At 62.3% G+C, this 21189-nt stretch carries 20 protein-coding genes and 2 rRNA genes; 9 read left to right on the top strand and 13 right to left on the bottom strand.

The features are described from left to right. Positions 1 to 125 precede the first annotated feature (125 nt). From WS92_RS05130 to WS92_RS05120, 3 genes are read left to right on the top strand one after another with little or no spacing between them, the layout of a single operon-like run. Positions 126 to 866 carry an energy transducer TonB gene (locus tag WS92_RS05130; protein ID WP_041861969.1) on the top strand — a complete coding sequence of 247 codons (741 nt, stop codon included), beginning with the start codon at positions 126 to 128 and terminating at the stop codon, positions 864 to 866. A gap of 36 nt (positions 867 to 902) precedes the next feature. Beyond that, complete coding sequence (locus WS92_RS05125; protein ID WP_059934833.1) at positions 903 to 1634, top strand: MotA/TolQ/ExbB proton channel family protein; 732 nt, start codon at positions 903 to 905, stop codon at positions 1632 to 1634. Between the two features lie 13 nt (positions 1635 to 1647). Continuing rightward, a complete protein-coding gene (locus WS92_RS05120; protein ID WP_059934834.1) occupies positions 1648 to 2076 on the top strand; it encodes an ExbD/TolR family protein in 429 nt (142 codons plus the stop codon). Between the two features lie 363 nt (positions 2077 to 2439). Here the strand turns inward: WS92_RS05120 and WS92_RS05115 are convergent, their stop codons facing one another. Continuing rightward, entirely contained in the window at positions 2440 to 3411 is a 972-nt protein-coding gene (locus WS92_RS05115; protein ID WP_059934835.1) for a LysR family transcriptional regulator, read from the bottom strand. Between the two features lie 123 nt (positions 3412 to 3534). Here WS92_RS05115 and WS92_RS05110 point away from each other — a divergent pair, with 123 nt between their 5' ends. The 3 genes from WS92_RS05110 (at position 3535) to WS92_RS05100 (ending at position 5429) form a co-directional block, all read left to right on the top strand. Further along, positions 3535 to 4407 carry a pirin family protein gene (locus WS92_RS05110; RefSeq protein ID WP_059934836.1) on the top strand — a complete coding sequence of 291 codons (873 nt, stop codon included), beginning with the start codon at positions 3535 to 3537 and terminating at the stop codon, positions 4405 to 4407. 120 nt (positions 4408 to 4527) lie between these two features. Next, positions 4528 to 5013, top strand: coding sequence for an SRPBCC family protein (locus WS92_RS05105; protein ID WP_006028490.1), 486 nt, complete (start codon positions 4528 to 4530; stop codon positions 5011 to 5013). Positions 5014 to 5240: 227 nt separating this feature from the next. Next, a complete protein-coding gene (locus tag WS92_RS05100; protein WP_006028489.1) occupies positions 5241 to 5429 on the top strand; it encodes a hemin uptake protein HemP in 189 nt (62 codons plus the stop codon). 300 nt (positions 5430 to 5729) lie between these two features. On the opposite strand, the gene WS92_RS05095 is transcribed toward WS92_RS05100, so the two are convergent. The 6 genes from WS92_RS05095 to uvrB all read right to left on the bottom strand — a co-directional run bounded on the left by WS92_RS05095 (position 5730) and on the right by uvrB (position 11754). Continuing rightward, positions 5730 to 6140: a GlcG/HbpS family heme-binding protein gene (locus WS92_RS05095; protein WP_059934837.1), complete on the bottom strand. Its 411-nt coding sequence runs from the start codon at positions 6138 to 6140 to the stop codon at positions 5730 to 5732. A gap of 59 nt (positions 6141 to 6199) precedes the next feature. After that, positions 6200 to 7600 (bottom strand): 4Fe-4S binding protein, encoded by a 1401-nt coding sequence (locus tag WS92_RS05090; protein ID WP_059934838.1) that lies wholly within the window; start codon positions 7598 to 7600, stop codon positions 6200 to 6202. Beyond that, positions 7597 to 8439, bottom strand: a complete 843-nt coding sequence (locus WS92_RS05085; protein WP_015602848.1) for an FTR1 family iron permease — start codon at positions 8437 to 8439, stop codon at positions 7597 to 7599. Before WS92_RS05085 ends, WS92_RS05090 begins: the two co-directional genes overlap by 4 nt. Positions 8440 to 8499: 60 nt before the next feature. Then, positions 8500 to 8829 (bottom strand): cupredoxin domain-containing protein, encoded by a 330-nt coding sequence (locus tag WS92_RS05080; protein ID WP_006028484.1) that lies wholly within the window; start codon positions 8827 to 8829, stop codon positions 8500 to 8502. 59 nt (positions 8830 to 8888) lie between these two features. After that, a complete protein-coding gene (locus WS92_RS05075) occupies positions 8889 to 9440 on the bottom strand; it encodes an iron transporter (protein WP_009914338.1) in 552 nt (183 codons plus the stop codon). Between the two features lie 223 nt (positions 9441 to 9663). Next, positions 9664 to 11754, bottom strand: coding sequence for an excinuclease ABC subunit UvrB (uvrB, locus tag WS92_RS05070; protein ID WP_006028482.1), 2091 nt, complete (start codon positions 11752 to 11754; stop codon positions 9664 to 9666). A gap of 284 nt (positions 11755 to 12038) precedes the next feature. On the opposite strand from uvrB, the gene WS92_RS05065 reads away from it, so the two are divergent. Next, positions 12039 to 13238: an amino acid aminotransferase gene (locus WS92_RS05065; protein WP_059934839.1), complete on the top strand. Its 1200-nt coding sequence runs from the start codon at positions 12039 to 12041 to the stop codon at positions 13236 to 13238. A 181-nt stretch (positions 13239 to 13419) separates the two neighbouring features. On the opposite strand, the gene WS92_RS05060 is transcribed toward WS92_RS05065, so the two are convergent. Further along, positions 13420 to 14208, bottom strand: a complete 789-nt coding sequence (locus tag WS92_RS05060) for a 3-hydroxybutyrate dehydrogenase (RefSeq protein WP_061083810.1) — start codon at positions 14206 to 14208, stop codon at positions 13420 to 13422. 188 nt (positions 14209 to 14396) lie between these two features. Between WS92_RS05060 and WS92_RS05055 the strand changes: the two genes are divergently transcribed. Then, the gene (locus tag WS92_RS05055; RefSeq protein ID WP_059930452.1) at positions 14397 to 15368 is read left to right on the top strand and encodes a potassium channel beta subunit family protein; all 972 of its coding nucleotides are present in this window, start codon (positions 14397 to 14399) and stop codon (positions 15366 to 15368) included. A 140-nt stretch (positions 15369 to 15508) separates the two neighbouring features. Further along, positions 15509 to 16354 (top strand): 23S rRNA (adenine(2030)-N(6))-methyltransferase RlmJ, encoded by an 846-nt coding sequence (gene rlmJ / locus WS92_RS05050; protein WP_059930453.1) that lies wholly within the window; start codon positions 15509 to 15511, stop codon positions 16352 to 16354. Positions 16355 to 16366: 12 nt separating this feature from the next. Here rlmJ and WS92_RS05045 read toward each other — a convergent pair whose 3' ends face one another. The 5 genes from WS92_RS05045 to WS92_RS05025 all read right to left on the bottom strand — a co-directional run bounded on the left by WS92_RS05045 (position 16367) and on the right by WS92_RS05025 (position 20942). Then, on the bottom strand, positions 16367 to 16633 hold the full coding sequence (locus WS92_RS05045; protein WP_043283100.1) for a hypothetical protein: 267 nt from the start codon (positions 16631 to 16633) through the stop codon (positions 16367 to 16369). Between the two features lie 204 nt (positions 16634 to 16837). Continuing rightward, on the bottom strand, positions 16838 to 16984 hold the full coding sequence (locus WS92_RS31110; RefSeq protein WP_006028476.1) for a DUF3563 family protein: 147 nt from the start codon (positions 16982 to 16984) through the stop codon (positions 16838 to 16840). Between the two features lie 219 nt (positions 16985 to 17203). Beyond that, positions 17204 to 17608 carry a Cu(I)-responsive transcriptional regulator gene (cueR, locus tag WS92_RS05040; protein WP_059930454.1) on the bottom strand — a complete coding sequence of 135 codons (405 nt, stop codon included), beginning with the start codon at positions 17606 to 17608 and terminating at the stop codon, positions 17204 to 17206. A 158-nt stretch (positions 17609 to 17766) separates the two neighbouring features. Next, positions 17767 to 17879, bottom strand: a 5S ribosomal RNA gene (gene rrf / locus WS92_RS05035). A 183-nt stretch (positions 17880 to 18062) separates the two neighbouring features. Then, positions 18063 to 20942 (bottom strand): 23S ribosomal RNA (locus tag WS92_RS05025). Positions 20943 to 21189: the final 247 nt, after the last annotated feature.

The raw sequence follows: 21189 nt of genomic DNA, 5'->3' as shown, positions 1-21189 counted from the left end.
AGGAGCCCGTAATGGAATTGCTGATCGGATTCGTGACTACCGTGTGCATCTCTTTGCTGATTTTCCGCAAGTGATGCAACACTTCGCGGCGCTCGTCACGCGCGCCGCCGTGCTACGAAGCTAACATGCAGGTTTCGAATTCCTTGCCGGCCGCATCCGCGCCGGCCTTTTCCCGTATGAATCCCCGCGTCGTCACCGCTGCCGCGACGGTTCTCGCCGGACACGCGCTCCTGCTCACCGGCGCGCTGCTGATGCGCAACGACGTGCCGCATCGTCCGCTCGAATCGAAGACGATCACCGCCGAGTTGCTGAGCGCGCCCGTCGCGCAGCCGGTCGGCATCCAGTCGGCGCCGGCGCCCACGCCGCCGAAGCCCGTCCCGAAGGTCAAGCCGAAGCCGGCGCCCGTCCCCCGGCCCGTCGCGAAGCCGAGCCCGACGCCGCTGCCCGTCACGCACGAGCCTGCGCCGAATGCGATCACCGCGCCGGAACCCGCACCGCCCGCGCCTGCCGCGCCCGCCGAGACGAGCGCGAAAGCCGTGCCGCCCGCGGGCGCGCCGGCGAACCGCCCGACGATGGAGATCGTCGCGCCGAAGGAAGGCGCGCACCTGACCTGCCAGATCGCGAAGGCCGCCTATCCGTCGATGTCGAAGCGGCGCGGCGAGACGGGTGTCGTGAAGGTCCGCTTCGTCGTCGGCCTGACGGGCAGGATCGAAAGCGCTCAGGTCGTCCAGAGCAGCGGCTTCCCGCGCCTCGACGACGCGGCGCTCGACGCGATCCGCTCGTCGCCGTGCCAGCCATATCTGCAGAACGGACAGCCGATGCGCGCCGCCTACACGCAGCCTTATGACTTCACTCTGACCGACTAATCTCAGCAACACCGAAAGAAACAACAAGGAAAGGAAATGCAAAGCTACGGAATCGCGCACGTGTGGGCGCAAGGTGACTTCGTGACACGCTCCATCGCGGTCGCGCTGCTCGTGATGTCGGTCCTGTCGTGGATGGTGATCGTCATCAAGGGCTGGAACGTGATTCGCCTGAAGCGCCTGTCGAAAGACGCCGAACAGTCGTTCTGGCATTCGGACGATTTCGACGAAGGCGTGAAGAAGCTCGGCCGCGCATCGTCGTCGGCGCAGGACAACCCGTTCCTCGCGCTCGCGCTGTCCGGCAAGGAAGCCTCCGATCATCACCATCAGACGCAGCCGCACCTGCACGACCGGATGGACGTGTCCGACTGGGTCACGCGTTGCCTGAAGGACACGATGGACGAAGGCATCGCGCGGATGCAGGGCGGCCTCGCGATCCTCGCGTCGATCGGCAGCACCGCGCCGTTCGTCGGTCTGTTCGGCACCGTGTGGGGCATCTATCATGCGCTGCTCGTGATCGGCGCGACGGGCCAGACGTCGATCGACCAGGTCGCCGGCCCCGTCGGCGAATCGCTGATCATGACCGCGTTCGGCCTGTTCGTCGCGATTCCCGCCGTGCTCGGCTACAACGCGCTCACGCGCGCGAACAAGAGCATCATGAGCCGCCTGCGCCGCTTCGCGCACGGCCTGCATGCGTACTTCGTGACGGGCGCGCGCCTCGCGTCGTCGGCGCAGCGCGACGGGCTGCGGCTCGCCGCGCGCGCGAACTGAGCGGAGGCTTGCGATGGCAATGAACCCCAGCTTCGGCGACGAGGACGACGACGGCCTGATGAACGAGATCAACATGACGCCGCTCGTCGACGTCATGCTCGTACTCCTGATCATTTTCCTCGTCACGATCCCGGCGATGCACCATGCGGTGAAGATCGATCTGCCGCGCGCGAGCAGCCAGCCGGTCGAGGTGAAGCCGAAGACGATCGACGTCGCGATCGAAAGCGACGGCACGGTTCTGTGGGACGACCAGCCGGTGAGCGCGACCGATCTTCAGTCGCGCATCGCGCAAGCCGCGCAGACGAACCCGCAGCCGGAACTGCATCTGCGCGCGGACCGCAAGGTCGCCTATGAACGCGTCGCGGAAGTGATGTCGGCCGCGCAGGCAGGCGGCCTGACGAAGCTCGGCTTCGTGACCGAGCCGAAGTCGAACGCGAAGTAAGCGCAGCGCATCTCGCGTGCGATAAACGCACGCGGCCCCCAAAGTAAAAGGCCTCCATCGCCAGATGAAGGCCTTTTTTCATGCGCGCACGGGCGCCTTCGGGCGGCGGGCCCGGCGGCCTGACTGCTGCGCGTCGAGCAACGCGATGCGACATGCCGTGGTCTGCACGGACTTGCGCGGTCTGCCCTATCTGGCTCGCAACATATGCGGCCACCTTGTTTCGCTCGGCACCTTCCCTCACGAAATCGGGATTCCAATATAGGCCGGGGCGAGCACGCATTCAAGCGGCTGCCGATTGAAACTACCGATTGCGTGACTCGCGTCAAATGACAAAACCGATGCGCGCGCGATCTTCCGATTCCGTCAGAGCGAAATCCTCGTCTCCGCGTCCTTCGTGCCGCGCTCCGGACAGCCCGGGTCCTTGTAGTTTTCGTTGTCGAGCTTCTCGACGAGGTAATCGACGAACGCGCGCACGGCGGGCGGCATCCCCTGCCGCGACACGAACACCGCATAGAGCTGCGGCACAGGCAGCGTCCATCCCGGCATCACCGGCGACAGTTGTCCCGCGCGCAACGCGTTACCGTACATCGATTCCGGCAGCGCGGCGATTCCGACCCCGTCGAGCACCGCTTCGCGAATCGTCATCAGATCCGCCGTCACAAGGCGCGGCTCGTGCTCGTGCGCGTGGCGCGTGCCGTCCGGCGCGATCAGGTTGAACACGTGCCGCCCGTCTCCGGACGGCGTATCGAGCGTGTCGAATCCCGCCAGATCGTCGGGCACGAGGGGCGGCGCATTCTGCTGCAGCAGGCTCGGCGCGCCGACGAGCATCTGCTCGGTGCGCCACAGCGGCCGCACGACGATGTTCGCATTCTGCGGCGGCTCGGATCGCACGCGCAGCGCGACGTCGATCGAGTCTTCGAACAGGTCGATCACGCGATTCGTCACGCGAATCTGCACGCGCACTTCAGGATAGCGGCGCAGGAATTCCGGCAGCAGGCGCGACAGCATTGTCTGCGACACCGTGACGGGCACGCTCACGCGCACTGTGCCGCGCGGCGACGAGCGCAGTTGCTGCACCGCGTTCATCGCGGCCTGCGCCTCCGACAACATCGCCTGGCAATGCTGATAGAAGAGCTGGCCGGCCTCGGTCAACGCGAGCTTGCGGGTCGAGCGCTGCAACAGGCGCACGCCGAGCGTCGCCTCGAGCTCGGTCAGCCGCCGCGAAAGGCGCGACTTCGAGATGCCGAGCACGCGTTCCGCGGCCGAGAAGCCGCCGTGCTCGACCACCTGAGAGAAGTACATCAAGTCGTTCAGGTTATGTGCATCGATAGTCATTTCATCGTTCCAATTCCACAACGATCCATTGCGAATCGAGCGGATTTAATCGGCAATTCGCTCAATATAATAGCCTTACGTTGCAAAAATAACGTTATTTCCCATCACTCCGAGAGCTTTTCCATGACTATCGCCCGCTCGATCCAGCGTACCTACCCGGCGCTCCGCACGACGGAAGGCGGCGGCTTCGTGGTTCACCGCCCGTTTCCGACCCGCCTGCTGACGGATTTCGATCCGTTCCTGTTGCTCGACGAAATGGGGCCCGTCGATTACGCGCCGGGCGATGCGAAGGGTGCGCCCGATCATCCGCACCGCGGCTTCGAAACCGTTACTTACGTGCTGGAAGGCTGGTTTCGCCATCGCGATTCGGCGGGACATGCGGGCGCGCTCGGTCCGGGCGACGTCCAGTGGATGACGGCGGGCGCGGGCGTCGTCCACAGCGAAATGCCCGACCCCGAATTCGCGCGCCGGGGTGGCTGCGCGCACGCGTTCCAGCTCTGGGTGAACCTTCCGCGCCGCGACAAGATGATCGCGCCGCGCTATCAGGACATTCCGGCCGCGCGCATTCCGACCGCCAAATCGCCCGACGGCCGCGCGATCGTGCGGGTGATCGCCGGCGAGGCGTTCGGCGCATGTGCGACGATCGAGACGCGCACCCCGATGCTCTACCAGCACTTCACGCTGTCGCCCGGCGCAATCGTCGAGCAGCCGGTGCCGCCCGGCTTTCGCGTATTCGCCTATCCGATCGAGGGCAGCGGATTCTACGGAGCGGACGGAACGGAGGTCGACGCGCGCCATGTCGTCGTGTACGCGGAAGACGGCGACACCGCCGTATTCGCCGCGGGCGATGCGCCGCTCGACTTGCTGCTGATCGGCGGCGCGCCGCTCAACGAGCCGATCGTGCGCTACGGCCCGTTCGTGATGAACACCGAGGACGAGATCCGCGCGGCGGTCGCCGATTACCAGAGGGGCCGGATGGGCCGCATTTCCGCATAGACGGCGGCCGCCCCCATTGGCCGAACGGCAGAGGGCCGAAGCTCCGCCGCCGCGGCGGATTTGCGTCACAATATCTTCTCGCGCCCGGCATGGGCCGCACTACAGAAGGAATCCGCCGCTTTGAACTTCGAACATCTGATCCAGATTAACGCCGCCGACAACCCGTCCCTGCCGACGCTGACTCGCGCGCAGCTGTGGGAAGGCCTCGTGCTGCGCGCCGAGCAGCCGCAGTTGTTCGTGATCGGCCTAGACAACTGCATCGTTCACGCGCGCACGGAAACGACGCTCGAGCGCGAACTGCACTATGGCAACGCGACGGTACGCGATCGCGTGACGTTCACGCCGAACGAGCAGGTCCGCTACGACATCCATGCGGCCGACGGCGAGATCGGCGGGTCGCTGACGATGACGATCGAAGAACGTGACGATCAGCAGTTGTTCCTGCGCTTCGAGTATCGGACGACGCTGCCTGTCAGCAACGACAGCGAGGACGCACGCCAGACGCAGGGGATCGTGAGGGAAGCCTACCGCGCATCCGACATCGACACCGTTCGCCTGATTCGCGAGTACGCGCAGGGCCGCAAGGACCCGGACCCGCTGCACTGACGATCCCTGGCGGCGGTGCATCCGTCGCCCTCTTTGTCTCCGCCTATCGGCAATCAGTTTTCGATCGATAAAGATACATTGTAAATGGGAATGGTTATCATTTAGTATTCATTCCATCGAATCGCCACTCACCGATCGCCTGAATGACCGAACTTATGCGCTCTACTACGCTCACGTTGCGCCGCACCGGCGGTACCGCACCCAGCAGCCGTTCCAAGGCAGCAGCGGTGACGACGCCGGCCGAATCGGCAAAGGCCATCGCGAAGCCTGCCGCCGCCGCAAGCGCGAGCGCCGGGCAGCGCGTAGTGAGCAGCGACGCGTTGCTGCAAGGCCAGAGCCACGTGAGCATCGCGCATAACGGCGAAACCTATCAGTTGCGGGCCACGCGCCTCGGCAAGCTGATCCTGACGAAGTAACGAACCGAGTATTGTGGGGACCACCTCTCCGAGAGGTGTTAGGCATTAGCCAGCCACAACGGCTTGCACGCGAGTCTAGACCCCTTCGTGCAAACATATTCAAGCAGCCGTTGCAGCAAGCCAAGCCGCTTTTTTTGGGTTCTCACTGCGTGAAAGAGAAAAGCGACGCGTCACCGGACGCGTCGCTTTTTTGTTTGATGGATGGGCGGAGACGGTCAATCGCGAAACGCACGAACAGCGGCTCGTCGATCGTCTCGACGCCGAGACAGGCGAGCGACGCAATGTGCCGCACCGTGCCGATCAGCCTGCGTCGGTCAACGCGGCGATTCCCGCGCGGGCGACGGCCGCATCCTGCTCGGACTTCACGCCGGATACGCCGATCGCCCCGACCGTCTCGCCTTCAACGGCGATCGGCACGCCGCCCTCGACAAGGCCGACGAGCGGCACGCTCAGGAACGACACGCGCCCTTGCAGCACGATGTCTTCGTAGACCTTGCTCTCGCGACGGCCAAGCGCGGCCGTGCGGCCCTTGCCGATCGCCATCTCGACGGTACTCGGCGCGGCGCCGTCCATCCGGTGCAGATGCAGCAGATGCGCGCCGTCGTCGAAGATCGCGACCGTCACGGACCACTGGTTCGCGGCCGCGAACGACTCGGCGGCGGCGGCCATCTTCTTCACGTCGTCGCTCGTCAGAACGGATTTGGTTCTCATCTCGACACTCCTTCGCGATGCGCGTCCATCGACGGCTGCATCATACCGCTCGAAGCGCGTCAGAATCCCCAGAACATCAGCCACCACGCACTATCGACCACCGCGAGCGCGGCGCCGAACCAGAGCATCGCGACGAGCCGCCGCGGCAAGCCCGCATAGCGGCCGGTGACCTGCCAGGCAAGCCACGCGCTCCACAGATTCGCGCCGACGAGAATCGCGATGCGAACATCCGACGCCCAGCCGAGCGGCACATGCTCGGCGCGCAACAGCGAAAGCGTCGTCGCCGACAAGCCGAGAAACACGCCCGCGCCGGCGAGCGGAATCAGCGCCTGCGCCAGATGATGGAGCCGCACGCGCTCGAAGCGGCCGAGCATTGCGGCGGCGCCGGCGAGCAGCACGGCGAGCGCCGTGCCGTAAGCGAGCCCCGTGCCGGCGATGTACGCGATGACGAGCGAGCCGTCGAGCCACGAGAACACATCGTTGTGCTCGGGGTAGTGCGTGAAGATGAACCAGGGCGCGTTCGTATCGAGCGGCCACATGATGTCGTGATCGATCAGCCAGCCCGCGAGCGCCTGCTTGATCTGCACGAACCACGGGCTCACCGTCCAGTGGAACGCGCCGATCGCGACGCCGAGCAGGCCGTAGAGGATGAGCGCGGTGTCCCAGCCGCTCGCCTGCGTGTCACCGAGCGCGACCACTTCCTCGGACGGCGAGCGCGTCGTCAATTCGATCGCGCCGCGGTGGCCGCTGCATCGGCCGCACATGTGGCACGCCGCCGCGCCCTTCATGTTGCGAAGCGGCACGAGCGGCGCGCAGTTGATCGGAATCACGCGGTGGCCGTCCTCGCCCTTCTTGTACGAACGGCGCCATGCGCCCTCGTCGACCTTGTAGCGCAGCGGCGAAAGACGCGCGAGCAGCGAGAAGACGCCGTTCACCGGGCACAGATAGCGGCACCATACGCGCTTCTCGCGTCCGTACAGAAAGCCGATCACGATCGCGGCGAGCGTCGAGCCGCCGAGCACGAGCAACACGGCGCGCGGATACTGATAGACGCTGACCATCTGCCCGTAGATCGTCGTCAGGCCGAACGCGACGAACGGCCAGCCGCCCCAGCGCATCCAGCGCGGAATCGCGCGGCCGCGGCCGAACTTGCTCGCGAATTCGCTCAATGCGCCCTCTGGACACAGCACGCCGCACCAGACGCGGCCGAGCATCACCATCGACAGCAGCACGAACGGCCACCAGATGCCCCAGAACACGAACTGCGCGGCGAGCGTCAGGTTGCTCCACAGGTGCGCGGTATCGTCGGGCAGCGGCATGAACGCCGGCACGAGGATGAGGAGCGCATAGACGAGCACCACGGCCCACTGGATGCCGCGGATCAGCGCGCCGTGGCGCTGCATCCAGTGCCCGGCTTGCGCGACGAAGCTCGTGCGGCGACGGCCGACGACTGCGCTCATGCGGGCCGCCCCGCAGTCGCCGCCGGGCGGCGCGCGGCGCGCTTGATCAGTAGGTAGACAAGCGCCCAGTAGGCCGCGTACGCCACGAGATTCGTGAGCGACGGATGCGCGCGATAGCCCGTCAGCGTCGACACGAGCGAGCCGAACGTGCTCGAATCGTCGAGGATCGCCGACGTATCCCACAATTGCGCGATGCCGAGCGGCAGGATTTCCTTGTCGATCAGCTTGTCGACGCCCGTCTGGAACAGGCCTGCGCCGAGGAACAGCAGCATGATTTCAGTGACGCGGAAAAAGTGCCGCCACGAGAAGTACTTGCCGCCGAGTTGCAGTACGTAGAACGTCAGGAACGCGAGACCGAGGCCGATCAGCACGGCGAGCATCTGGCCGCCGTCGACGTGCCCGGACTGGCCGAAGCCGAGCCCGTAGAGGAAAATAACCGTCTCGCTGCCCTCGCGCGCGATCGCGAGCGCGACGAGCACTGCGACGCCCCACCAGTTCGCGTCCTGCGTGCTCTTCTGCAGCGATTGCTCCATGTCGCGCTTGAGCGTGCGCCCGTGGCGCTTCATCCATAGCACCATCTGCACGATCAGCACACACGCGATCAGCACCATCGCGGTCTGAAAGTAGTCCTGCGCGTCGCCCGACAGCACTTCGGTGAAGCCGACGAGCGCGGCGCCAAGGCCCACCGCCATCAGCAGGCCGACGCCAACGCCCGCCCACAGATAAGGCAAGCCGCGGCGCGCATCGTCGTCGCCGTTCTTCAGCCATGCATAGAGGATGCCGACGACGAGCAACGCCTCGACGCTCTCCCGCCAGACGATGAACAAGATCTGACCCATTTGTTTTTACCTCCCGGCGCCCGCCGCGCGGCACGTGCCGCGCGTCAAACGCGAAAACCGTTACTTCGCGACGATGACGCCTTGCGCCTGCTGGTGAAAATCGTCGAAAAACTTGTACTCGCCCGGCGACAGCGGCGCGATCACGACGAACGATTCGCCGCCCGGCGCGAGCACCTTCTCCTTGCGAAGCTGCACGCTCTCGAACTCGACGGCGCCCTTGCCCGTGTTGCGAATCTGAATCTTGATGCGCTGGCCGGCCGGCACTTCGATGCGCGCCGGATTGAGCTTGCCGTCAGCCATCTCGAGCTTGAAGGTCGGCAGATCGGCCGCGTGCGCTGCGCCCGCGATGAAAATCGCGGCGGCGAATGCGAATGCTCTGGGGAATGTCATCGTATTTCTCTAAAAAGACAGCGCGCTCATCGCGCGCTGTCCGTTTGCTGCTCGCGCGATCAGTACCCGCCCTTCTTGCCGATTCCGGCGAACGGGAAATCGTATTCGAGCGTGATCGGCTTGAACCACGCGCCGACGCCGGTTTCCTTGTCGACGTGGCGGCCGAACGCCATGTGACCCGTCTGCATCGGCGGCTTCACGACGAGCGTCAGGTGATACTTGCCGGGGCCGTTGAGCTTCACGTTGTCGCCGTAGTGCGGACCGTCGCTCGCGACCATGCCCATCAGATCGCCTTCCGACTTCCACTTCGCGTCGCCCTGCTTCGTCAGCTTGTATGCGACTTGCAGATACGGCATCCAGTCGCCTTCGGCGAAGCCCGTCGGGTTGTTCTTGACCGCATGGATATCGGCTTCGAGGTGGATGTCCGAATCCGACGCCTTGCGCATCATGCCTTCCGGGTCCATCGTGATCGGCTGCAGGTACACCGCGCCAATCTCCATCCCGCCTTGAATCTGGTGCTTGCCGATCGGGTATTCGGCCGCCGTCGCCGACAGCGCAGCGCACGCGGCCGCCAACGCGACGCCGCTGCGGACAAAGGAAGAACGCAACATTGACACTCCTGTTTTTATCTCGTGTTACACGTCCCGCCCGCGCGGACCCGGAACCCGGGGGTGAGACAAAAAAAGCGATGAAGAACGCTAATGCGAACTATTCTCAATACAGGCGCAAGTGTAGCACCGAACGCCCTCCAAAACAAATGGAGATGCCGCTAAATCCCTGATCCGACAAGGCTTACAGCGAGATTAACGAATGCGGCGGGGCGCCGCGGAACCCTCATTCGACCCCGCTCAGATGATCGCCCACATTCGCGCCGAATACCCGTTCGCGCAGCAGCGCGAGCTGGTCGCGCGTCTGCGCGGCTTTCTCGAACTCGAGATTTTTCGCGTAATCGGCCATCTGCTTCTCGAGCCGCTTGATTTCCTTCGCGATCTGCTTCTCGGACATGTCTTCGAATTTCGCGCGCTGCTGCGCCTCCTTCAGTTCGGCGCGCGCTTCGTCGGCGTTGTAGACGCCGTCGATGATGTCCTTGATCCGCTTCACGACGCCGCGCGGCGTGATGCCCATCTCCTCGTTGTACGCGATCTGCTTCGCGCGCCGCCGCTCGGTCTCGTCGATCGCGCGGCGCATCGAATCGGTGATCCGGTCCGCGTACAGGAGCGCCTTGCCGTTCACGTTGCGCGCCGCGCGTCCGATCGTCTGGATCAGCGAGCGCTCGGCGCGCAGGAAGCCTTCCTTGTCCGCGTCGAGGATCGCGACGAGCGACACCTCCGGAATGTCGAGCCCTTCGCGCAGCAGGTTGATCCCGACCAGCACGTCGAACGTGCCGAGCCGCAGGTCGCGAATGATTTCGACGCGCTCGACGGTGTCGATATCGCTATGCAGATAGCGGACCTTGACGCCATGATCCGCGAGGAATTCGGTCAGTTGCTCGGCCATGCGCTTCGTCAGCACGGTGATCAGCACGCGCTCGTCGGCCTTCACGCGCTCGGTGATCTCGGACAGCACGTCGTCGACCTGCGTGCTCGCCGGCCGCACCTCGATCTCGGGGTCGACGAGCCCCGTCGGCCGCACGACCTGCTCGGCGGTCTGGCCGGACACGCGCCGCTCGTAATCGGCGGGCGTCGCCGATACGAACACCACCTGGCGCATCTTGCGCTCGAACTCGGGGAACTTGAGCGGCCGGTTGTCGAGCGCCGACGGCAGCCGGAACCCGTAATCGACGAGGTTCTCCTTGCGCGCGCGGTCGCCGTTGTACATCCCGTTCAACTGGCCGATCAGCACGTGCGATTCGTCGAGCAGCATCAGCGCGTCGGACGGCAGATAGTCGACGAGGGTCGGCGGCGGCTCGCCCGGCGCCGCGCCGGAGAAGTGTCGCGAATAGTTCTCGATGCCCTTGCAGAAGCCGAGCTCCTGCAGCATCTCCAAGTCGAACCGGGTGCGCTGCTCGAGGCGCTGCGCCTCGACGAGCTTGCCGTCGCGGTGGAAGAACTCGAGGCGATCGCGCAGCTCGTCCTTGATCGTCTCGACCGCGCGCATCACGGTCTCGCGCGGCGTCACGTAGTGCGACGACGGATAGACGGTGAAGCGCGGAATCTTCTGCCGCACGCGCCCCGTCAGCGGATCGAACAGGTGCAGCGAATCGACCTCGTCGTCGAACAGCTCGACGCGCACCGCCATCTCCGCGTGCTCGGCCGGGAAGATGTCGATCGTGTCGCCGCGCACGCGGAACGTGCCGCGCTGGAAGTCCTGCTCGTTGCGCGTGTACTGCATCGCGATCAGCCGCGCGATCACCTCGCGCTGGCCGATCCTGTCGCCCGTGCGCAGCGTGAGGATCATCTGGTGGTATTCGGACGGGTTGCCGATACCGTAGATCGCCGACACCGTCGCGACGATCACGACGTCGCGCCGCTCCATCAGGCTCTTCGTCGCCGACAGCCGCATCTGCTCGATGTGCTCGTTGATCGACGAATCCTTCTCGATGAAGAGGTCGCGCTGCGGCACATACGCTTCCGGCTGGTAATAGTCGTAGTACGACACGAAGTACTCGACCGCGTTACGCGGGAAGAACTCGCGGAACTCCGCATAGAGCTGCGCGGCGAGCGTCTTGTTCGGCGCGAACACGATCGCCGGGCGGCCGAGCCGCGCAATCGTGTTCGCCATCGTGTAGGTCTTGCCCGAGCCCGTCACGCCGAGCAGCGTCTGGAACGACAGGCCGTCCTCGACGCCTTCGACGAGCGTCGCGATCGCGGTGGGCTGGTCGCCCGACGGCGGATAAGGCTGATATAGCTGGAACGGGGATCCGTCGAACGTCACGAATTTCGATTCGTCGAGATCATCGCGGGTGTCGGAATGATGTTCGGACATGTGGATGCGGGAGGCGGCGGGCCGAAACGGAGCAAAAGATCATTCTAGCGCTTCGACGTCCGGCCGGCTCCGCATCGCCGTGCTCGGGATTTGGCGGCCGGACGCGCAAAAACCGCGCGCGCGGCCGAGACATTAGCCGAATGGAGACGTCGAATTCGTTACAATGGCAAGCTGCCGCGTTTCGCTTTCGCTTTCGCGCCGGACTGCCGAGCGTTGCCCGACGATCGCCGGCCCGCATCGACGCCCGAAGCTGACCCTCTTTTCACAACTGCTGCGAATCAATTATGTCGCTCTTCTCCGCTGTCGAACTTGCCCCCCGCGACCCTATCCTGGGCCTGAACGAAGCCTTCAACGCCGACACTCGCCCGACCAAGGTGAATCTGGGCGTCGGCGTCTACACCAACGAGGACGGCAAGATTCCGCTGCTGCGTGCGGTGCGCGACGCGGAAAAGGCGCGGGTCGAAGCCGGCCTGCCGCGCGGCTATCTGCCGATCGACGGGATTGCCGCCTATGACGCGTCGGTGCAGAAGCTGCTGCTCGGCGACGATTCGCCGCTGATCGCGGCCGGCCGCGTCGTGACGGCGCAGGCGCTCGGCGGCACGGGCGCACTGAAGATCGGCGCAGACTTCCTGCACACGCTGAATCCGAAGGCAAAAGTCGCGATCAGCGATCCGAGCTGGGAAAACCACCGTGCGCTGTTCGACATGGCAGGTTTCGAAGTCGTCGCGTACCCGTACTACGACGCGATGACGAACGGCGTCAACTTCGACGGCATGCTGGCCGCGCTCAACGGTTACGAGCCGGGCACGATCGTCGTGCTGCACGCCTGCTGCCACAACCCGACGGGCGTCGACCTGAACGACGCGCAATGGGCGCAGGTGGTCGAGGTCGTGAAGGCGCGCCAGCTCGTGCCGTTCCTCGACATCGCCTATCAGGGCTTCGGCGAGAGCATCGAGGCCGATGCGGCCGCGGTGCGCCTCTTCGCGGCGGCGGATCTGAACGTGTTCGTGTCGTCGTCGTTCTCGAAGTCGTTCTCGCTGTACGGCGAGCGCGTCGGCGCGCTGTCGATCATCACCAACAGCAAGGACGAAGCCGCACGCGTGCTGTCGCAGTTGAAGCGCGTGATCCGCACGAACTACTCGAACCCGCCGACGCACGGCGGCGCGATCGTCGCCGCGGTGCTCGCTTCGCCGGAACTGCGCGCTTCGTGGGTGCAGGAACTGGGCGAAATGCGCGATCGCATCCGCGCGATGCGCAATGGCCTCGTCGAGCGCCTGAAGGCGGCCGGCGTCGAGCGCGACTTCAGCTTCATCAACGCGCAACGCGGGATGTTCTCGTACTCGGGCCTGACGTCGGCGCAAGTCGACCGTCTGCGCGAAGAGTTCGGCATCTATGCGGTGAGCACCGGCAGGATCTGCGTCGCGGCGCTCAACACGCGCAACATCGACGTCGTCGCAAACGCGATCGCCGTGGTGCTGAAGTAAAGCGGGCGCCGCCGCTACGGAAACGAGAAACGCGCTCCCGGCGGAGCGCGTTTCTTTATGTCCCAGGTCACACGGGACTCCGCCCGGGACTCACGCGCGGCCGCGGGCAGCCGAACGGCTGAAACAACGCAAAATGGCCGTGCCATGCCGCACTTCGACGCTTGCTCATTCAAGCCACCGCTTACTGCATGAACCAGCCGTGGCTGACGACGAACGACTGGCCGGTCAGCGCCGCGCTCGGGAACGCCGACAGGAACAGCACCGTCTTCGCGACGTCCTCGACCGTCGTGAACACGCCGTCCACCGTCTGGCCGAGCATCACCTTCTTCACCACGTCCTCTTCGCTGATCCCCAGCTCCTTCGCCTGCTCCGGAATCTGCTTGTCGACGAGCGGCGTGCGCACGAAGCCCGGACACACGACATGCGAGCGCACGTTGTGCTTCGCGCCTTCCTTCGCCAGCACGCGCGCGAGGCCCAGCAGCCCGTGCTTGGCCGTCACGTACGCCGACTTCAGCGGCGACGCCTCGTGCGAGTGCACCGAGCCCATGTAGATCACCACGCCGCCGCGATCGTCCTTGTACATGTGCTTGAGCGCGGCCTTCGTCGTCAGGAACGCGCCGTCGACGTGGATCGCCTGCATCTTCTTCCAGTCGGCGAACGCGTAGTTCTCGATCGGATTGACGATCTGGATGCCCGCGTTCGACACGAGGATGTCGACCGAGCCGAACGTCTCGGCCACCTTGTCGATGCCTGCGTTGACCGCGCCCTCGTTGGTCACGTCCATCGCGACGCCGATCGCCTGGCCGCCCGCCTGCCTGATCTGCCCGGCCACCGCGTTCGCGCCGTCCTGATTCAGGTCGGCGATCGCCACCGCCGCGCCCGCGCGCGCGAGCTCCAGCGCGATTTCCTTGCCGATGCCGCTTGCTGCGCCCGTCACGACGGCCGCCTTCCCGTTCAAGTTCGAAGTCATTCCCCAAGTCTCCGTCAGTCAAGTCAATGAAAGCATCGCGTCCGGCATCGATCCAGTCTGCCGGATAGCATAGGCCGAATGGCGCGGCTGTCGCCGCGCGGCCGACACCGCTATTGTGCATGAACGGGACCGCGCATCGCGGTCAAACGAGCTAAGCTTGTGGTCGGTCACGCTCGATCGGAGGCGTTATGAACTACCGAAGGCTGGGACGTTCCGAATTGCAGGTCAGCGAGCTGTCGATCGGTTCATGGGTCACCTACGGCAACCAGGTCGACCGCCGTACGGCGCGAGAATCGCTGGCTGCCGCGCGCGACGCCGGCGTCAATTTCTTCGACAACGCCGAAGTGTATGCGGGCGGCAAATCAGAGGAAATCATGGGGCATGCGCTGAAGTCCCTCGGCTGGCCGCGCATCAGTTACGTGGTGTCGACGAAGTTTTTCTGGGGGCTCGCAGAAGCGCCGAATCAGTACCACACCCTCAACCGCAAATACTTGCTGAACGCGATCGACGCGTCGCTGCAGCGCCTTCAGCTCGACTACGTCGACCTCGTGTTCTGCCACCGTCCCGATCCCAATACGCCGATCGAGGAAACCGTATGGGCGATGAGCGACATCATCGCGCGCGGCAAGGCACTCTATTGGGGTACGTCCGAATGGAGTGCCGACGAGATTCGCGCCGCATACGAAATTGCTGAACGGCATCATCTGCGCAAGCCGACAATGGAGCAGCCGCAATACAACCTGTTCCATCGCAAGCGAGTCAAGCTGGAATACAGGCGTCTCTATGAAGACTTCGGCATGGGGCTCACGACCTGGAGCCCGCTCGCTTCGGGGCTGCTGACAGGAAAATACCGGCATGGCGTTCCCGCCGGAAGCCGAGCCGAAATTCACGGCTACGACTGGCTGCGCGAGCAATTGACAGACCCGGCGAGGAACAGCGTCGTGGAAGCGCTCGGCGAGATTGCGAACGACCTCGGTTGCACCGTCGGCCAGCTCGCCCTTGCGTGGGTGCTGAAAAACCCTCGCGTCAGCACGGTGATCACCGGCGCATCGCGCGTCGAGCAGATCGTCGAGAACATGCGCGCGCTCGACGTGGCGGCAAAGATCACGCCGGACGCGAAGCAGCGAATCGAGCAGATCGTTGGCGATGCGTATCAATAGCCGAACGGCAGGCCGTGTTGCATACTCGCGTACAATACGCGACCGCATCGGCCGGCCACATCCGCGAGCCAGTATCACCGCATGATCTGCACGCCCGGCGCTTGGCCGATTTTCACGTATCGCTCCGTATTTCTCTCGCCATGCTCAGCTATCGTCACGGCTTTCACGCCGGCAATCACGCGGACGTCCTCAAACACGCCGTCGTCGTGCAGTTGCTGCGTTATTTGAACAAGAAAGACAAGTCGTATTGGTACATTGATACGCACGCTGGCGCAGGCGTCTATTCGCTGTTCGATGGCTATGCGGCGAAAACCGGCGAATTCAGCACGGGGATCGAAAAAATTTGGGACGCGACGGATCTGCCCGAGGCGCTGTCCGACTATGTCGACGAAGTGCGCGCGCTGAACAGCGACGGCGAGTTGCGCTACTACCCGGGCTCGCCCTATCTCGCATGGCGGCTGATGCGCGAACAGGACCGGATGCGCTTGTTCGAGTTGCACAGTACCGAAATCGACGTGCTGCGTCACAATTTCCGTGACGCTGGACGCCGCGCGATGATCTACGCCGGCGACGGATTCGAAGGCATCAAGGCATTGCTGCCGCCGCCGCCGCGGCGTGCGCTCGTGCTGGTCGATCCGTCATACGAGGACAAGCGCGATTACGCGAAGACGATCGCTTGCGTCGAGGAAAGCCTGAAGCGATTTGCAACGGGGTGCTATGCGATCTGGTATCCGCAGGTAAGCCGCCCGGAATCGCAGAAATTCCCCGATCACCTGAAGCAGTTGCAGCCGAACAACTGGCTGCATCTGAGCTTGACGGTAAGCCGGCCGCCATCGGACAGCTTTGGGCTTTTCGGCAGCGGGATGTTCATTCTGAACCCGCCATATACGCTGGTCGATACGATGAAGGAAACGCTGCCGTATCTCGTCGAAGTGCTCGGCCAGGACGGCGGCGCGAAATTCGCGATCGAGCATCGCGCCAACTAACCGGAACGCCGCTTATTGACGCGGCTGGGGCGCCTTGAGCGGAACGGCCGAGTTCGGCACTTCGATATACGGGATGACGACCAACGGCGCAGTCGAACCGGGTGGCAGTTCAGTCATCGGGGCGGGTTGCGTCGGCGCGACGATTGGCGCACGCGATAATGGCGCGTTTTGCAGCACTATGCCGCTCTTGCCGTCGTGAATTCCGCTTTGGGTATCCAGGATCAGCGGTGCACGCGTGCTGTCCGATCCGGCGACCGCGGCTGTCGCGATACCGAACAATGCAGCGCAGTTCGTCGCATAGCAAAAGAAGCGATTGACGACTCTCATCCGGCCCCCGTTTCAGACGATGTTGATTGTATGTTGATAGACGGTGATCTCTGGCGCACGACATTTTCAGCTTACAAAAAGACAAAGCCCCGTCAATACGGGGCCTTTCCTTTGCTTGCGCATCGAGCGCGTGGTGCGGCGTCTTGCCGCGCCGAGTTACAGCGAGTAGCCGTTGGTTTCCAGCGAGCGAATACGCTGTTCGAGCTGAACGATGTCGCTCGACGATGCCAGATAGGCTTCACGGCGGTTGCGTTCTGCAGCCTCAAACCAGTTGCTCAGCTTTTCGATGATGTAGGCAAACATGTTGGCTCTCCAAGGAAGGTTGAGATCCCCTGGTGAATCGATGTCAGGGATATCCCGTATAGGGTTAACCCGATTATAGCGGGATTGCACCAACTTGCCAGTGAAATGCTCGAATGCGATGCATGCCAGTTTGGAATAGCTCAAACAATCCCAGCTTAAGCGCCTGATTTTTTGGATATTTCCTCGGCTTGCGACGGCAAGACTCTACCCTTGCATGCACTACCTTGGATCACAACAAGGATCCGCCAAGCGCTCCAAAATGGGGCAGTCTGGACGATCGTCCCCGTTGCAATGGGCTGCAAGGTTCGCGAGCGTATTCCGCATGTCCGTAAGCTCGGCGATCCGGCCATCGAGCTCGGCCACGTGCGCGAGCGCGATCGCTTTGACTTCGGCGCTTGCCCTTGAGCGATCCTGCCAGAGTGCGAGCAGTCTCCTGATGTCGTCGACAAGAAATCCGAGCCGCCGCGCCTGCCGAATGAAGCGAAGCAAATGGATCTCCTCGTCTTGGTAGACGCGATATCCAGAATCGGTCCGCTTCGCGGGATTGAGAAGCCCCACGCTCTCGTAGTAGCGAATCATTTTCGCGCTGACACCCGAAGCCTTTGCGGCCCTCCCGATATTCACGACGTGCTCCAGACAGGATCGAAGAATCAGATGTTAGCGCGTTCTTCCGATTCTTCTCTTGGATGACTGGGGGATGCGCCCGTGCGTTGTTTTTTGTTGAGGCTGGGGGTAAAAGGCGAAACCCCCGCCTGTGAGGGGCGGGGGTTTCAAGAGGAGGAGCCTGACGATTACCTACTTTCACACGGGGATCCGCACTATCATCGGCGTGGAGTCGTTTCACGGTCCTGTTCGGGATGGGAAGGGGTGGGACCGACTCGCTATGGTCATCAGGCAAAGAGGGTTGTTGCGTTGCTTCGCAGCGCAACCAATCTTGGAAGAAGCAGTAATCTTGGGTTGTGAGGTTGCATCTCACACATACGCGGTACTTCAACCGCTGTACGTCGAGTGCCTTGCACTCGACGCTCGATATCCGTAAGCGCTGAAGCGCTAACGGCTATCGAGACAGACTTGTTATAGGATCAAGCCTTACGGGCAATTAGTATCGGTTAGCTGAACGCATTACTGCGCTTACACACCCGACCTATCAACGTCCTGGTCTCGAACGACCCTTCAAGGGGATCAAGTCCCCGGGGAAGTCTCATCTTAAGGCGAGTTTCCCGCTTAGATGCTTTCAGCGGTTATCTCTTCCGAACATAGCTACCCGGCGATGCGACTGGCGTCACAACCGGTACACCAGAGGTTCGTCCACTCCGGTCCTCTCGTACTAGGAGCAGCCCCCTTCAAACTTCCAACGCCCACGGCAGATAGGGACCAAACTGTCTCACGACGTTTTAAACCCAGCTCACGTACCTCTTTAAATGGCGAACAGCCATACCCTTGGGACCGGCTACAGCCCCAGGATGAGATGAGCCGACATCGAGGTGCCAAACACCGCCGTCGATATGAACTCTTGGGCGGTATCAGCCTGTTATCCCCAGAGTACCTTTTATCCGTTGAGCGATGGCCCTTCCATACAGAACCACCGGATCACTATGACCTGCTTTCGCACCTGCTCGACTTGTCGGTCTCGCAGTTAAGCACGCTTATGCCATTGCACTATCAGCACGATTTCCGACCGTACCTAGCGTACCTTCGTACTCCTCCGTTACGCTTTGGGAGGAGACCGCCCCAGTCAAACTGCCTACCATGCACTGTCCCCGACCCGGATCACGGGCCAAGGTTAGAACCTCAAACAAACCAGGGTGGTATTTCAAGGACGGCTCCACCGAAACTAGCGTTCCGGTTTCATAGCCTCCCACCTATCCTACACAGATCGGTTCAAAGTCCAATGCAAAGCTACAGTAAAGGTTCATGGGGTCTTTCCGTCTAGCCGCGGGTAGATTGCATCATCACAAACACTTCAACTTCGCTGAGTCTCGGGAGGAGACAGTGTGGCCATCGTTACGCCATTCGTGCAGGTCGGAACTTACCCGACAAGGAATTTCGCTACCTTAGGACCGTTATAGTTACGGCCGCCGTTTACCGGGACTTCAATCAAGAGCTTGCACCCCATCATTTAATCTTCCGGCACCGGGCAGGCGTCACACCCTATACGTCCACTTTCGTGTTTGCAGAGTGCTGTGTTTTTATTAAACAGTCGCAGCCACCAGTTTATTGCAACCCCTTCACCCTCTGCGCGCAGGCGCATCAAGCTACCAGGGCGTACCTTATCCCGAAGTTACGGTACCAATTTGCCGAGTTCCTTCTCCCGAGTTCTCTCAAGCGCCTTAGAATACTCATCTCGCCCACCTGTGTCGGTTTGCGGTACGGTCATCGTTAGACTGAAGCTTAGAGGCTTTTCTTGGAACCACTTCCAATTGCTTCGCTCCCGAAGGAGCTCGCGCCACACCCTTGAATCCTGCGCCCGGATTTGCCTAAGCGCCTTCTCCAATGCAGCGACCGGGACTTCCAACACCCGGACAACCTTCCGCGATCCGTCCCCCCATCGCATCTAACGACGGTGCAGGAATATTGACCTGCTTCCCATCAGCTACGCATTTCTGCCTCGCCTTAGGGGCCGACTCACCCTACGCCGATGAACGTTGCGTAGGAAACCTTGGGCTTACGGCGAGGGGGCCTTTCACCCCCTTTATCGCTACTCATGTCAGCATTCGCACTTCCGATACCTCCAGCACACCTTACAGTGCACCTTCGCAGGCTTACGGAACGCTCTCCTACCATGCGTGCAAGCACGCATCCGCAGCTTCGGTATATGGCTTAGCCCCGTTACATCTTCCGCGCAGGACGACTCGATCAGTGAGCTATTACGCTTTCTTTAAAGGGTGGCTGCTTCTAAGCCAACCTCCTGACTGTTTTAGCCTTCCCACTTCGTTTCCCACTTAGCCATATTTGGGGACCTTAGCTGGCGGTCTGGGTTGTTTCCCTCTTGACACCGGACGTTAGCACCCGATGTCTGTCTCCCGTGATTGCACTCTTCGGTATTCGGAGTTTGCTATGGCGGGGTAATCTGCAATAGACCCCCCAACCATGACAGTGCTCTACCCCCGAAGGTGAGACACGAGGCACTACCTAAATAGTTTTCGGAGAGAACCAGCTATTTCCAGGTTTGTTTAGCCTTTCACCCCTATCCACAGCTCATCCCCTAACTTTTCAACGTTAGTGGGTTCGGACCTCCAGTACGTGTTACCGCACCTTCATCCTGGCCATGGATAGATCACCTGGTTTCGGGTCTACGCCCAGCAACTGAACGCCCTATTCGGACTCGCTTTCGCTACGCCTGCCCTATTCGGTTAAGCTTGCTACTGAACGTAAGTCGCTGACCCATTATACAAAAGGTACGCCGTCACCCCCGAAGAGGCTCCGACTGTTTGTATGCATGCGGTTTCAGGATCTATTTCACTCCCCTCCCGGGGTTCTTTTCGCCTTTCCCTCACGGTACTGGTTCACTATCGGTCGATCACGAGTATTTAGCCTTGGAGGATGGTCCCCCCATCTTCAGACAGGATTTCACGTGTCCCGCCCTACTTGTCGTACACCTAGTTCTTTCATACTGTTTTCGCCTACAGGGCTATCACCTGCTATGGCCGCACTTTCCAGAGCGTTCGGCTAACAATACAAATAAAGAGTACAGGCTCTTCCCATTTCGCTCGCCACTACTTTGGGAATCTCGGTTGATTTCTTTTCCTGCGGTTACTTAGATGTTTCAGTTCACCGCGTTCGCCTCACATGACCTATGTATTCAGTCATGGATACTCCAAAAGGAGTGGGTTTCCCCATTCGGACATCTACGGATCAAAGCTCGTTTGCCAGCTCCCCGTAGCTTTTCGCAGGCTACCGCGTCCTTCATCGCCTGTGATCGCCAAGGCATCCACCACATGCACTTGTTCGCTTGACCCTATAACGAGTCTGTCTCATGTCGGCCATCGTTAGCGCTTTAGCACTTACGATGGCCCCATCCCCGAATGGGGATGACAGCCGCTACAGGTTGAGTTCTCGCGTTGTGCCGTATTCCAATTTGATGTCGACCAGTGTTAGCGCTTTAGCGCTTACTCTGGTCCCACTCCCGTAGGGAGCCGAACATGAAGTTCGAATCATCTTGAGATACATCGATACAATCACAACCCGGATAACTTCCACGTCCA

Source organism: Burkholderia sp. MSMB1588 (genome assembly GCF_001546925.1).
Classification (GTDB): domain Bacteria; phylum Pseudomonadota; class Gammaproteobacteria; order Burkholderiales; family Burkholderiaceae; genus Burkholderia; species Burkholderia humptydooensis.
Note: the sequence above shows the minus strand (reverse complement) of the source record. Positions and strands in the feature narration are given on the sequence as shown.